Annotated in this window: 12 protein-coding genes; 6 read left to right on the top strand and 6 right to left on the bottom strand. The window is 35.4% G+C overall.

The window, feature by feature from the left end; all coding sequences use genetic code 11:
- The first annotated feature begins 2 nt into the window (after positions 1–2).
- A complete protein-coding gene (locus LEP1GSC049_RS218455; RefSeq protein ID WP_004755026.1) occupies positions 3–338 on the top strand; it encodes an LA_0364 family Cys-rich lipoprotein in 336 nt (111 codons plus the stop codon).
- Between the two features lie 1,568 nt (positions 339–1,906).
- Here LEP1GSC049_RS218455 and LEP1GSC049_RS218460 read toward each other — a convergent pair.
- A complete protein-coding gene (locus LEP1GSC049_RS218460; protein WP_004754916.1) occupies positions 1,907–3,574 on the bottom strand; it encodes a P83/100 family protein in 1,668 nt (555 codons plus the stop codon).
- Between the two features lie 161 nt (positions 3,575–3,735).
- Between LEP1GSC049_RS218460 and serC the strand changes: the two genes are divergently transcribed.
- From serC to LEP1GSC049_RS218480, 5 genes are all read left to right on the top strand, one after another.
- Positions 3,736–4,827 (top strand): 3-phosphoserine/phosphohydroxythreonine transaminase, encoded by a 1,092-nt coding sequence (gene serC / locus LEP1GSC049_RS218465; RefSeq protein ID WP_020766083.1) that lies wholly within the window; start codon positions 3,736–3,738, stop codon positions 4,825–4,827.
- Positions 4,827–5,426: a hypothetical protein gene (locus LEP1GSC049_RS218470; RefSeq protein ID WP_004758050.1), complete on the top strand. Its 600-nt coding sequence runs from the start codon at positions 4,827–4,829 to the stop codon at positions 5,424–5,426. The genes serC and LEP1GSC049_RS218470 overlap by 1 nt, the downstream gene beginning before the upstream one ends.
- A gap of 643 nt (positions 5,427–6,069) precedes the next feature.
- Positions 6,070–6,270: a hypothetical protein gene (locus tag LEP1GSC049_RS2000000225890; RefSeq protein ID WP_078131810.1), complete on the top strand. Its 201-nt coding sequence runs from the start codon at positions 6,070–6,072 to the stop codon at positions 6,268–6,270.
- Positions 6,271–6,481: 211 nt separating this feature from the next.
- Positions 6,482–6,919, top strand: coding sequence for a ribose 5-phosphate isomerase B (gene rpiB / locus LEP1GSC049_RS218475; RefSeq protein WP_004763369.1), 438 nt, complete (start codon positions 6,482–6,484; stop codon positions 6,917–6,919).
- 68 nt (positions 6,920–6,987) lie between these two features.
- On the top strand, positions 6,988–8,910 hold the full coding sequence (locus LEP1GSC049_RS218480; protein WP_025186035.1) for a LamG-like jellyroll fold domain-containing protein: 1,923 nt from the start codon (positions 6,988–6,990) through the stop codon (positions 8,908–8,910).
- Here the strand turns inward: LEP1GSC049_RS218480 and LEP1GSC049_RS218485 are convergent.
- Genes LEP1GSC049_RS218485 through LEP1GSC049_RS218505 form a run of 5 tightly spaced genes read right to left on the bottom strand, consistent with a single transcriptional unit; the run spans position 8,872 to position 13,120 of the window.
- Entirely contained in the window at positions 8,872–9,288 is a 417-nt protein-coding gene (locus LEP1GSC049_RS218485) for a hypothetical protein (RefSeq protein WP_004753933.1), read from the bottom strand. The genes LEP1GSC049_RS218480 and LEP1GSC049_RS218485 overlap by 39 nt on opposite strands.
- Positions 9,285–9,479 carry a CopG family transcriptional regulator gene (locus LEP1GSC049_RS218490; protein ID WP_004755280.1) on the bottom strand — a complete coding sequence of 65 codons (195 nt, stop codon included), beginning with the start codon at positions 9,477–9,479 and terminating at the stop codon, positions 9,285–9,287. Before LEP1GSC049_RS218490 ends, LEP1GSC049_RS218485 begins: the two co-directional genes overlap by 4 nt.
- Positions 9,479–10,081: a hypothetical protein gene (locus LEP1GSC049_RS218495; protein ID WP_004754880.1), complete on the bottom strand. Its 603-nt coding sequence runs from the start codon at positions 10,079–10,081 to the stop codon at positions 9,479–9,481. The genes LEP1GSC049_RS218490 and LEP1GSC049_RS218495 overlap by 1 nt, the downstream gene beginning before the upstream one ends.
- Positions 10,082–10,100: 19 nt before the next feature.
- On the bottom strand, positions 10,101–12,191 hold the full coding sequence (locus tag LEP1GSC049_RS218500; protein WP_004776880.1) for a hypothetical protein: 2,091 nt from the start codon (positions 12,189–12,191) through the stop codon (positions 10,101–10,103).
- Positions 12,188–13,120: a hypothetical protein gene (locus LEP1GSC049_RS218505; protein ID WP_004763325.1), complete on the bottom strand. Its 933-nt coding sequence runs from the start codon at positions 13,118–13,120 to the stop codon at positions 12,188–12,190. Before LEP1GSC049_RS218505 ends, LEP1GSC049_RS218500 begins: the two co-directional genes overlap by 4 nt.
- Positions 13,121–13,199 lie beyond the last annotated feature (79 nt).

Here is a 13,199-nt window from a genome sequence, read left to right as displayed (position 1 = left end):
TTATGAAAAAATTTCATATTTTTGTGTTGGTTTTAATTGCAACGTCATTTGTACTTCAATGTTCTGAACTTTCACCTCGTCAAAAATGTTACGAGGATAATTATTGTAAATCCGCAGATGCGGATTGTATTGCCGCTTCTTTGCTGATTACATCCTTGTTTGAAAATAATAACTCCAGAACAAATACTGGTACAACGAACGGTGGTACAACAAATGGTAATACCACTACGAATTCTAATTCTTCGAGTTCTTTATTGAGTATTCTTTATAATCCTCTATTTTGTATCGGTTCTAAAGCATCTTGCGAAGCGGATTGTGATAAAAAACACCCGTATTAAACAAAGAAACTTTTTTTGGTTAATCATAAACAAGATACGAACAGAAATTGAATAACTATGAATAGAAACAATCTATTCATAGTTAGGTGGCTTATAGTGGAAGAATTTTGAAACAGCTTGTATTACTATCAGGACTATATAATAGGGTGTTTCAAATTCTGTCTCTGAAAAGTAATTTCCTTTCAAAAGTTATGATACTCTAATATAGATATGAGTAGTTCCGATATAGCGCCCCAAATTAGAACCGTAAATAGCGTGAGCAGAATGTAAGAACACCGGGGCGAATCCGGCTTGCCATAGGCAGCCGACCGGGCTCTTTCTTTAGTTATAGTCAAGAAATTGTATACAGGAAATATTATATAACAATTATCTTTAGTTTTACAATTTATTATAGAACGCGATTCATAAAGAGTGTTCTGCTTTAGTTCCTCTTGCATCGATCCCTTTCGTGTTATTTCTTTAAATTTTTTTTCGCATTTTTATCATCAAATAATTTAACTCGTTAAAGAGAGATATTCGCGACGATTGATCAGACTGATAGAAACAATCGTTTCTAAGTTTTGTGAAAGTTCCCACATTTTAGAAAATTGAAATATTTTGCATATCAAACTAGTGTAGGAACTACCACAGGCCTAAATATATGAACGATTACTGGTTTCTATTGAATCAGTTCGAGGTAAGAGAAATTTTTTCTAAAAAGTAGTTCCTACAATTTTAAAATTTATTCTTAAAATCGTGATTTGCAGTAGTTCCCACACTTGAATACGACAGTTATAAACTTCTATTTTATAAATTGTGTGAGTTCCCACATTTAAAGAATCAATCTGCAGAGTTTAGATTTCAGCTTTTTTCAGAATCATGAGTTTTTACGCCGAACTCACGTTACATTGAGTGGTAGTTCCTACAAATTAAGTCACATTGGAATGTATGGTTTTTAAATATTTTTTAATTCAATTTTTGTATGGGTTTCGAATCAAAAAGTTTTACTGAATTCTATAAATTAACGTGAGTTCGGCATAACAAATGCGAAAGCGATTATTATGCTGCGATCCGTAGAGAGAGCAGTATTGAGTTTGAAAAATTCCGAAGGAATTGGAGCGAAAAGAACTCAGTAAAACGCTCTCTATGGATCGCGTTTTAGGTCGTGAGCCAGTCCACTATAAAATTTGTGAACTGCGACGACGACCCTCGTTGCACCTGAGTTTATTATTCGTCACAATTTTCTTACGTCGAACTCACGTTAAAATAAGTATTATAAATTTTTATTATACTCGGACGCATGAAAAAATACTATTCTGAGTCTGCTTCAAAACTTAAAATGTGGGATCTCACATAAAAAAGCCAACGATTCCGAGTTAGGCGTGATTTTTTGAAAAATTCTATATCTTTGGTAAAATTACCAGTTACTATTCGGACGCATGAAAATAGTACCAAGTATTAACGTCCGAATTTGCGAAAAAAATAATGGTACTTAAAAAAATATCACATTATATAATCCTAAATTAACTTTCACTCAAACCCAAAAGAGCTGTTGTGTTTTTCTTTTGGGATTTGAGGACAAGTTTCTATTAAGGTTTGATTTTTTTGATCAGTTTCAAATCGGCTTTATTAAAAACGGTGATCTGAATATTACCCGAACTTTCTTCTTTACCAGTAACATAAATCTTTTCTCCGTAGAAAGTTACGTTCGAATTTGGGCTAATTTCTTCAGAAGACTTTGCTTGTTTTTTAAGATCTTTTCCAAAACGAGAAAGATAATATTTTTCTTCTACTTCTTCAAAAGCGTAGATATCGTCACCTTTGATGATCATAGGGGATCTCCAAAAAATATTGTCTTCCGCAAATAAGACCGGTTTTAAAGTTTCTTGATCGATTAAAATCAGTTTATGATTAGAAGAATGGCCGTCTTCAAAACCGATCACAAGAGCTTTTCCATCCACGATTTCAAACGTTCTACCGCAGATTTTGTTAAAATCTCCTCTGATAATCATGTCGTCTTTTGTGGGATCTAACACTTGTAGTTCGTTGTTATAATGTCCTTTGTCTAAATATTTTAGAGTTTTTAAGAAAAGAATTTTTCCTCCGACGACGTTCTTATCGAATTCTTCTTTTTTCTTTTCTTCTTCTTTTTTTGTTTCCAATTCTTTTTTAGTATCTGCGAGTTCTTTTTTCAGTTCTGCTTCTGATTTTTTGTCATCGGAAGAAGATTTGTTATCGCTTCCGGATTTACTGCTACTCGAATCACTTTTAGAATCGGATTTAGAAGAACTGGATGAGCTCGAAGAGTTATTATTGTTCTTTCTTTCTTCGTCTTTTTTTACGACTTCCTTTTCTTTTTCTTTTAACTTCTGTTCTTCTTTTTTAGCGGCTTCTTTTTCTTTCTGAATTTGTTCTTTTTCTTTTTTCTTTTCTACAATTTGAGTTTTATTTTTTACGGGATCTTTATTTAACTCTTGAAGTTCTTTATCGGTTTTAGTTTCTTTATCGGAAATTTCTTTCTGCTTATTTTGATTTTCTTCTTTTCTACGTTTCAGTTCTTCTAATTCTTTTTTATTCTTTTCATTCTGAAGATCTCCGAATTTATCTTTTTCCGATTGTCCGTCTTTTTTCTTATCTAATTCCTTATTTACCTCGTCTTCCAATTCGTCCGTATGAACGTCTTTGCCCAAAACGTCTTCTACGAGAGGAATCAAAATTTGAGTTTTTCCGGGCCATTCCGAATAACGTTTGGAAATTCCTATGGATTGAGGAGTTACAAACTTAATTACAGAATTGGAATATTTCTTAGAGATATAAGATTTATCTTTTCTATGAATGGCGTTGTAATATAAAATATAAGTGGCGAGAATATCCGAATTTTTATCGTCATAGCCAAAGTTGAGTTTTACAAAACCGGCCAAAATTCTCTGGATAGAATTGATATGACCAAAATCGGAATCTTCTAAAACCGCGATCACATCCGCTCCGAATTTTTTTTCTTCAGGAGCAATTCTGGTCACACTGATTCCACCTTGTGTGTGAGTTTTATCCGGTTCTTTTTTGAGAGATTCGGCAAGTCCGGAACCTACCTTTTCATTGGTTCCTCTAACTTCTTCTCCTGCTCGCGCGGAAGATCGATTGATAAATCGAACTCTTTGAGAAGATCGAATTTCTTTTTCTCCGAGTTTAGAACTTTCCTGAGAAAATAACGATAAGGAAAAACCAAAACATAAAAATACGATCCAGATCCTGAACATTCAAAAATTCTCCTTTTTATCCATCTGAATAAAGAGAGTCGTTTGACCCGGAAATAGATTATCCTCAAGCGCTGTATTGAGACAAGGATTTTTCCCCATCTGTAGTCTTGTTTGTCGGAAGAAAGTTGATTCCCTACCTCCCTTTTGCAACCTTATCCCTTATGTATTTGTTCCAAGAAAGAATCTACAATTTTGGTGCTGGACCCGCGATGTTGCCCAATGAGGTGATGGAGATTGCAGCAGCAGAATTTTTGAACTACAAGGGTTCCGGAATGTCCGTTATGGAGGTCAGTCATAGAGAACCTCTTTTTGAAGACGTAATTACGGAAGCGGAAATACTTTTACGTAAACTTCTCAATCTTGGAGGAGATTATTCAGTCGCTTTTTTTTCGGGAGGGGCCACGTTACATTTCTCCGCTCTTCCACTCAATCTTTTGAAAGAGGGAGAAAGTTTCGACGTTGCTCATACTGGGATTTGGACTAAAAAAGCTTGGGAGGAAGGTCTTAAATTTAACGAAGTCAATGTCATTTATGACTCGACTAACAATCATTTTACGGATGTTCCTGTTCTAACAGATTCAGAGCTTTCCGGAAAAGGAAAATACCTTCATATAACTTCCAATAATACGATCTACGGGACTCAATATCCGGAGATTCCAAAAATCAAACAGATTCCACTGGTAGCCGATATGACGAGCGAACTTCTTTCTCGTAAAATCGACGTTAAAGATTTTGGAGTTATATTTGCAGGCGCTCAAAAAAACATAGGACCTTCTGGACTTAGTCTTGTAATCATTCGAAACGATTTACTCGGAATTTCAGGAAGAAAAATACCGGTCCTTTTGGATTATTCCGTCATGGTAAAAAATCGATCTCTTTACAACACTCCTTCTACATATTCTATTTATATTGCCAAACTCGTATTTGAGTGGCTTTTAAAGTTAGGCGGAATCGAAGCGATCGAAAAGGTAAATGAACAAAAAGCGAAGTTGATCTACGATTTTATCGATTCTTCTTCTTTATATGTTTGTCCGGTTCAAAAAAGAGCCCGTTCTAAAATGAACGTGGTATTTTTACTTAAGGATAAAAATTTAGATTCTAAGTTTTTAGACGAGGCGGAGAAAAGCGGCTTACACGGTTTAGGCGGTCATAGGTTGGTAGGAGGTTTTAGGGCTTCTATCTACAATTCTATGCCTCTCTCGGGAGTTCAAAAATTGGTTTCCTTTATGAAGGATTTTGAATCTAAGGTTTGATGAAACTTTTGTCCTTTAAAAAGTTTTTTCTAATTTTGATTCGAACTCTTACATTAGTCGGAATTGTATCCGGAAGTCTTGTGGCTTCGGGATTAAATTTTAACACACAACTTCCGATTAAGGAATGTTTTACGAACGAGATAACTTCTTCTGAACTTTCAAATTTATATAAATCCATTCTTCCATTAGAAGAAAAAAAAAGAATTGCAGAAATAATCGCATATAAAGAAGGAAAATCCAGATATCAGTCGATCATTTGTATTCAGAATAAAAATCTTTCGGAAGAGGATCATTCTAAACTTTTTATGGATTGGAACCGTCATATTTTTATGTATGCGGAATTGAATTCCTATTATGAAAATTATATTCTTTCGGATGAAAAAACTAGATCTCTCAACTCGATCGAATGGGAACTTCTTACAACCCATCTCAAACAAAAGAAAGAACTTTTAACCAGATTGAATGACGCTACCGGTTTTGCTCTGAACGGAGAAAAAATTTCAGAAGAAAATTTTTCAATGATCTATCTTTCGTTATTTCTGCTTCAGGTTGAATTTTGGGATGCGATGCCTAAAACGTTTCGGGATTCTATTCTTTGAATTGATTTTGTTAGATAACGTGAGTTCGACGTAATAAAATTAGGGCGAATCCGGCTTGCCACAGGCAGCCGGACCAGGCTCTTTAGCTTCGGTCAAGTTATTGTGAAACTACAGAATCAGATTCAATTTTCATAAAATACCAATAACTTGAGTTTCCAACGCGACCTGTCGAACGACCCATGGGGAGTCATAACCTTACCCACAAGTATTTAGATTTCAATATTAAATCTGTGGGAATTACGACAAATCCTCTGTAAAACTGAGTTCCCACCCTTATTTTTGGGTGGGGGCGGAGGTGGAGAAATTCGGAAGACTTTTCTCTATCAGAAAAACATGCTTTTTGCAAGTAAAAAGACTCATTCTTGTCGGAACACTTGAAAAATGTGCGTTTTTGAGCCTTCTGATTCTAAAATCCTATTCAACTTGTGGGTAAGGTTATGATGGGGAGTGAGACGCTGAGTTACTTCGAACGACCTAAAACGCGACCCTGCAGAGCGACCCTTAGGGAGTGATGCATTGAGTTTCAGGAAAGCGTTTTGCTGAGTTAACGCAACCCGAGAAGCTCAGCGAATGCCTCTCTAAGGATCGGCATTCAGGGAGCGATGCATTGAGTTTGAGGAAAGCGTTGTGCTTTAGTTCATTCATCGGTCCCTTTCGCGTTATATCGAACTCACATGATTTTAAATCATACTTTTCCGAACGAAATTTTGCAGTAGTTCCTACATTTAAAGAATCGATCTACAAAGTTCAGATCCCAACTTTTTTCAGAATTATAGTTTTCTTACATCGAATTCACGTTATTTTAAAATTTACAGAGTTTTTATCTAAGATTAATAAGATTTAGATTTTATAAAGGTTTCAAAAATACTTTATTTTTACTTAAAATGCCGAATTCTAAGATATTTTTGAGATAGTGTAAAATAAGACGTTTAATTACAAAATAAAATTCTATGAGATGTTCCTTTGAAAACTTTTCATTCAAGTTCATAAACCAAGTGCATTCAAAATTATTTGCTTGAAACCTAAATCCGGTCGGGACATAACCAATTTAGATCATGAAAAAAATCGGAATCGCCTCTGATCACGGAGGTTTTGAACTAAAGGAATTTCTCCGTAAGTCACTTGCAGGAGAATTGGAAATCGTAGACTACGGAACCAAGGACGAAAGTTCTGTGGATTATCCGATCGTTATTTCAGACGCTTGTAAAAAAGTTCTTTCCAAAGAAGTGGAAGGTTTGATCGCTCTTTGTGGAACCGGGATTGGGGCTTCCATTGCCGCTAATCGTATGAGTGGAATTCGTGCCGCACTTTGCCACGATCAATTTACCGCTGAAATGTCCAAACGTCATAATAACGCGAATGTTCTCGTTTTGGGTGGGAGGATTATCGGCAAGGAGTTGGCTCTCAACATCGTACGCACTTGGATCAATACTTCTTTTGAAGGTGGACGTCACGAAAGAAGGATCAATCAACTCGAGACTCTAAATTCTTAACAAAACTGGATGAGATCAATCTTAATTTCTAAAAAGCTGATTCTAAAACTTCAAAAGAAATCACGATTATGATTTCAAAATACTTAAAAAAACGTAGTGGTTCTCACAGCTGTGTAGCAGACTACATTTTGATATTTGTAAACCATATATTCGTTGTTAGCTGTTTTGCTTTACATCAGAATTTTGGTTTTAGTAATATTTCCTACATCCTAAAGCTTTGGAACAAAATCAAAATTACCTTTTTGCCGACGATTTTATTTTTCTTTTTTTACTCTTTTCCACTTTTTACGGAGACCAAAGTTTTTCCGTTAGACGATCTACAAAAAAACGGATTGGAACTTTCCGGAAATAATTCGGAGAACAAGGTCTTAAAACTACAAACTAGAAATCGAAGTCTAGGTTCCGAACTTTATCTGGATTTTGAATCCGGAAGTCCGTCCGATTTGAAAGATATATCAGGAAATTATAAAATTCTCATGTCTTCTTATTTGCCGGATTCGGAAAACGTTTTTCATTCTAAAAGAAGTGCACGTTTTTCGGGTAAAAGAACCGGAATCAAAATCGCACATTCCAATTCAGGCCTTTTGACTTCTAAAGATCTAACAAAAGAATTTTACATTTCTTTCAGTTTTCTTCCTGGGACTGTTGAAAAAGACGCGACTCTAATTTCTAAACTCTATGAAACGTCCGGAAATAGTTACGGTTGGGATTTAAAGATTACGGATGATCGACTCAAAGCCGGTTTTTATTCTTTTTTTGAAACAGAAGAAAAACGGTTTCTTTCTCTGCATCTGACTTCTAATACGACCCTGAAAAAAAATCAATGGAATAGGGTTCTTCTTTATTTCAACCCTAACGATCGGGAAATTGTACTTTATCTCAATGGAAAAGAATCGGCAAGAGCTGCTATTCCTGCTAGTCAAAATTTGACTCGAATCGGTTTTCATTCCGACGACACTACTTCGTTTCGAATCGCGAGTTCTTATTACGGCTGGATGGAAAATTTTTCTGTCTTTCCGGGAAAACCAAATCCTAGCTCCGAAGACACTTCCTTTCCAGGGCAGAATTTTGATCCGGAAACCCATACTTCCGAATCCAAGTTTGGAATTGGAATTTCCCCTGTTTATAAAAGTAAATATTCTAGTTCTTTTTTAGAAGAAGTTCAATTGAAGGCAGTAATTCCGACCTCTTCCGCTATGGAGCTTTATCTGAGAGTGTCTCCGGTTCCGTTTACTCCAAATTCCGAATCTCCCGCCTGGATCGGTATTGACTTAAGAAAATTAGAAAATTCTAAAATAGATTCTTTTGAACCAGATACCTATAAAATCCCTTTAAAATATTCCCTAAAAAAATTTTTGGGAATTACGGAAGATAAAACCGACCTTCTTCCGTTTCGATATTATCAATGGAGAGTTAAATTTAAATCTGATCCCAGCGGAAATAAAACTCCGGAACTAAAAAATATATCTCTGACCTTTAGAGAAACAAATCCTCCTGTACGTCCACTTGGTCTAAAAGTCGCTGAAAATGGTGTCGACGATAGCGGTCCAAGTGTGTGTCTAAATTGGAAATCCAATCCGGAAAAAGATGTCATTAACGGAGGCGGATATTTCGTTCATTACGGAATTCATCCGGATCGAATGGTTGGAATTGTTCGAGGAACTTTAGGTGAATCGGGAGAAACACCTAATAAAAAAAATCGTCCTAAACATCCGGCTTCGGATTATTTAGATCCGATTTCTGGACTTCCTGCCGGAAAAAATCATATTCATATTCAAGAATATTATAATAAACTTTCTACTTGTATCGATAATAAGATTATTTCTTTGAATTCGGAAATCCTTTTGGAAAAAAATCAGCTATTTTTAAAAAAGGGAACCACTTACTTTTTTAGGATTAGCGCTTATAATAAATTCTATCATTTCCAAAATGGAAAAGACCAGGTTTCTGCTTTAAGTGATCCCGTTGAAGTTTATTTTTTGAGCGAGTAGTATCTTGATCATTTTTTGATCCGGAAGATTTTCATCCACTGTGATAAAACCGTCCAAATCTTTTTGGATTGCGATTGATATTTCGTTCCAAATCCATTCTATGTTTCCAAACTCTTGGGAAAATTTTTGAGCCAAAGATAAATTTTCGGCTTTAAAATCCAAAATTTCCAAACAAAGACGTTTTATCTGGCTCCAGATGATTTCCTTTTGGATCGGATCTTTTTCTTTTTCCAGCAAGGGAAGGATGGAGATCGTGCCGGTATAAAATAGATGTTGTTCTTTGATCAATCTTTCGATCGATTCCACTACGATCGTTTTTAGATCGGAAGAATCTTGAACGATGATTTCTAATAAGGATTTAGAGAGATAGTATTTCATTTTAATTTTAAGTTCGAGAGAATTTTAAGAGCTTCTAATCTTTCGTAAGAATCTGATCTATATACTTCGTTTCGGAAAGATAAACGCAACATTTCTCCCGCGGATAAATTTCTTTTTTCCGCTTCTTTTTTAAGAAGTTCTAATTCTTCTTCTGTCATTAAAAGTTGAAATCGTTTATCTACTCTCGCCATCAGTTTTCTTCTCTCATTTCTTTATCGTTTTTCAGATATGCTCTAAAATAAATCTCTGCGTCTTTCAATTGACCTAGAGTTTGATAGATACACGCGATATTGTAATTCGCTTCGTTAAGTCGGAAATCGTATTTAAAAGATTTCTTAAAGATCTGAATCGCTCGGTCTTCTCTTCCCGCATACCATTCTGACATGGCCCAAAGAAAATGCCATTTACCTAAATCCGGATCTCTAGGAGTCGCTTGAGAAATATATTTTAAAACTTCTTCAAACGTTTTGGCTGCTAGTAAATAATTTGTTTTGATTTTCTTTAGTTTTTCCGTTCTGGAAAAAACGTCCTCCGAATGTTCAGGTATTTCTAAGTCGTTTCGATAGAATAAGGCTCTTGCATACCAAAGTTTAACGGTCAAATCCGCCGGATTTTTTTCCACGAATTTTTCTAGATAAGGAATCGATTCGGTTTCTTCCTGGGCTTCGCTCATCTTGAGAATTTTTTCTTTGACGGCTTTGTTCCATTCCTTTCGGTTTTCCTCGGTAGCTAAAAGTGAAGAAATATAAAATATAAAATATAAAAACCAAATTGATAATCGAACAAAATACATGATAAAATTGGAATGAACCTTAAAGATATATAAATAGGTTTTTTCCGTTTTCAGGATAAATGTCTTCTACAAAATCGTAGGAATTTCCGGTTTGATCCATTAAAGAACGAATTTGTTTTTCTAAGTTTTTTCTAGTATGTAAACCAAAAGCGCCGATTCCGATTCCGAAACATATATCTTCTGGGCCGATAATTTCGGAAATTTGAGACATCGTTTTTTTGCGAAGTGATTCTAGGGTTTTAAAATCTTTTCCATGAAATTCGATTTTAAAGGATCTGGTAAGTCCTCTTTCTCCGTCCGTGGCGATTCTCATTAAATGAACTCGGGAAGAAACTACGTCTCGCTTGTCTCTGAAGAGTTCTCCTAAAATTTTTCGATCGTATTCTTCGAACGCTGGAATTACCGGTTCCAAAGAATGAAAGATTAAATTTTCTATTTCCTGAGCGTTTTCTTTTGTCAATGGGTCTTTGAAGAATAGGAAAAATCGAAACGGAATTCCGAAATTGGATAATGGAATTGTAAGGATAGAAGTACAAATTTCAAGATCGATCGGATCAAACTTTTTTCTAAAAAAACGATCCATTTTTCTTTCGTCCGTGATTTCTATAATGGAATACGTTCCGGATTCTTTTCCTATGTATTGATCATCGTATAAAAAAATCATGTTTCCGCAAGTACGTTCCCTAAGTCCTTGGGTGACAAATGGGTTATAACTTCCGTTTCTTCTATCGTAGTAATGAATTGCAAATCCGGAAAGTTTCAGATCTAAAAATACGGATATATAGTATTTTAGAATAAACGAATATTCTGATTCTAGTCCGTAACGAAGTTCATCCAGTACTTCCAATATTTTTCTTCGTTCTCTGACCGGAAGAGTGTTTAACCATTTCATATAACCGGGACCTAACTCCGTGCGATCCGCGGAAATTGGTTCCGGTTCGATCTCCTGCTTGGCGATTGGTATATTCGGTTTTTCGCGAATAGGTTCGTTTACCTTGGAGATCAAGTCTTGCAATTCGGGAGTAAAAATTTCGGAACGTTTTTTTTCTATTTCTGGTGCTATCGGTTCGGGCTCTTTGAATTTTTCAGGATCTCTTAAAAAGGCGGGAGAAACATAACCTTCTCTTTTTAATTCGAAGGGTAAAACGAAAATGGAAGGGCCGTCTTCCTGTTTCACTTCTTTCATTGGGATCGGAACGTTTTGTAAGTCAAAATCTACTTCTTCGGAAGTTAGAGTTTGTATTTCTTCTACTTCGTTTTTTTGAGTTGATTCTATCGCTTTTTGTTTAGCGGTTTGAAGCGCGTCGATTCTTTTAGAAATCTGACCAATGATTTCTTGGATTTCTTTTCCTTCCTTATGAGTGAAAAAATTCCGTTTGATTCTTAAAATTCGAATCATAAAATCGATCAAGAACAATAGGATCAAAAACCCGGAGAGAAATAAAAAGAAAAGCCCGTCGTTTCCTGGTTTTAAAATGAGAATTCCTTTTAAAAATCCGTATGAGTTTTCGGGTGTCGCATAATAATATCCGATAAACGGAGAGGAGCCGATTTCGATTCGATTGACGGCGATTTCAGATCGACTCAACTCTTCTATCAATAGGAAAGAGATTCTTCCTTTGTTAAAACCTCCCGGCTCTGCGTATCCTCCGAATTTTAAATCCGGAATTAACATGGATTCTACACCTGAAAAAGAGATTCTAAATAAATCCTCTCTGAGTTCTGCGAGAATCAATTTCTTTTTTTCAGGATCGGGAAGACAAAACACCAAGGATGGTTTTAAGAAAAATAGACGACTGGTTCCGTCTTTTAGGGTTTCTTTAAGTAGTTTTCCTTCCGGATCTTTGCGCGAAGATAGATCGGATTCGGTTACGAATTTTAAACCGGAAACGATTGGAAATTCTAACTGTAAATTTTCTAATTCCGAAATTGAATTGATTTGTCTTAGTCCGGTTTCAAGACGGCGGAGTTCTTCGTTTAGGTTGGTAAAAGCAGAGTTCATTCTGTTTTTATAATATATTCCGTCCGGAAAATATGGCACAAATCTATAATAAAAAAAAGAAAGGACCGATAAAATTAAAATGGCGATTCTTAACTTGAGTCCGGTCATGATAAATCCCTTTTTAAAAGTTGTATGATCCTAAGAAAGACGTCCCTCATTTTGAGGACTTTTTCCTTATGATCGAATTCTTTTTCTACTATGATGGAATGTACTAAAGTGGAAGATAAGATTCCCAAACCGCAGGTTCCGAATAAGAATGATAAAAACCCAAATATGAGAATCAATTGTTTGGTTCTGGAACCTCTATCATAAGAAAGAAAAATGGTATGATTTCCGATTTTATTTTTTTCCCAAAATGGACGTTCCTTCCATCCGACAGTTGGTTTATTAAATTCTGCTAATATTTCTTCCAGGTTATCCGGATAATTTAAGGATCTTAAATCGTTGGAGCCGATTAAAGAATTCTGTCCTATTTTTTCGGATTCGAAAATCCAATAGATTTGTTTTTCTCTGATGTTAAAAGGAAGGGATACGTGTGTTCCCAAAGTAAAACCATTCATCCAGAGAAACCATTCTCCGTTTTTGCTTCGATAGATTGGAACACCCGTTGAATCGAAATTGATTCCGGAAGGCGGAATTTTCAAATCTCCTAAACGAAGGTCTTTATTAAAAACTTCTTTTGTATTTTCGCTAGAAAAAACGAGACGATAAGAAGAATCGTATATCTTGATCGATCTGAGTTCTAAATTTTTAAGTAAACTTTCTCCAAGTTCTTTGGCTTGTTTAGGTAAGGAAAAATTCCTAATCGAATATTCTATTTTGGGTCCTGCTTCAAAAAGAGGGGCCTTCTTAATATCTGACCAAACTTTTAAAAAACTTTCTCGTTTTAAAATTCCTTCGTTTCCGGCGGGGTTTAAAGAAAACCTCATAGAAGATTCTTTCCATTCTTTATTGAAAAAAGGAATGGAAATAGGAATCAACCCTAATAGAATCAGTGTTAAGGCAAAGGCGATTTTTCTGTAAAGATCGAACGTCACTGTTTTTAGTATCGGTTTTTTGGGTTCAGCCGAAAAGTAAAAACCGAACGGAATTACTGCTTGTCTTGAAACTCAGATC

Origin of the sequence: Leptospira kirschneri serovar Cynopteri str. 3522 CT, from assembly GCF_000243695.2 — a bacterium.
Classification (GTDB): Bacteria; Spirochaetota; Leptospiria; order Leptospirales; family Leptospiraceae; genus Leptospira; species Leptospira kirschneri.
Note: the sequence above shows the minus strand (reverse complement) of the source record. Positions and strands in the feature narration are given on the sequence as shown.

What these genes read in the sequence shown, in the direction of transcription:
- LEP1GSC049_RS218455 (WP_004755026.1), top strand. Translation starts at nt 3, where the DNA reads ATGAAAAAATTTCATATTTTTGTGTTGGTTTTAATTGCAACGTCATTT.
- LEP1GSC049_RS218460 (WP_004754916.1), bottom strand. Translation starts at nt 3,574, where the DNA reads ATGTTCAGGATCTGGATCGTATTTTTATGTTTTGGTTTTTCCTTATCG.
- serC (WP_020766083.1), top strand. Translation starts at nt 3,736, where the DNA reads ATGTATTTGTTCCAAGAAAGAATCTACAATTTTGGTGCTGGACCCGCG.
- LEP1GSC049_RS218470 (WP_004758050.1), top strand. Translation starts at nt 4,827, where the DNA reads ATGAAACTTTTGTCCTTTAAAAAGTTTTTTCTAATTTTGATTCGAACT.
- rpiB (WP_004763369.1), top strand. Translation starts at nt 6,482, where the DNA reads ATGAAAAAAATCGGAATCGCCTCTGATCACGGAGGTTTTGAACTAAAG.
- LEP1GSC049_RS218480 (WP_025186035.1), top strand. Translation starts at nt 6,988, where the DNA reads ATGATTTCAAAATACTTAAAAAAACGTAGTGGTTCTCACAGCTGTGTA.
- LEP1GSC049_RS218485 (WP_004753933.1), bottom strand. Translation starts at nt 9,288, where the DNA reads ATGAAATACTATCTCTCTAAATCCTTATTAGAAATCATCGTTCAAGAT.
- LEP1GSC049_RS218490 (WP_004755280.1), bottom strand. Translation starts at nt 9,479, where the DNA reads ATGGCGAGAGTAGATAAACGATTTCAACTTTTAATGACAGAAGAAGAA.
- LEP1GSC049_RS218495 (WP_004754880.1), bottom strand. Translation starts at nt 10,081, where the DNA reads ATGTATTTTGTTCGATTATCAATTTGGTTTTTATATTTTATATTTTAT.
- LEP1GSC049_RS218500 (WP_004776880.1), bottom strand. Translation starts at nt 12,191, where the DNA reads ATGACCGGACTCAAGTTAAGAATCGCCATTTTAATTTTATCGGTCCTT.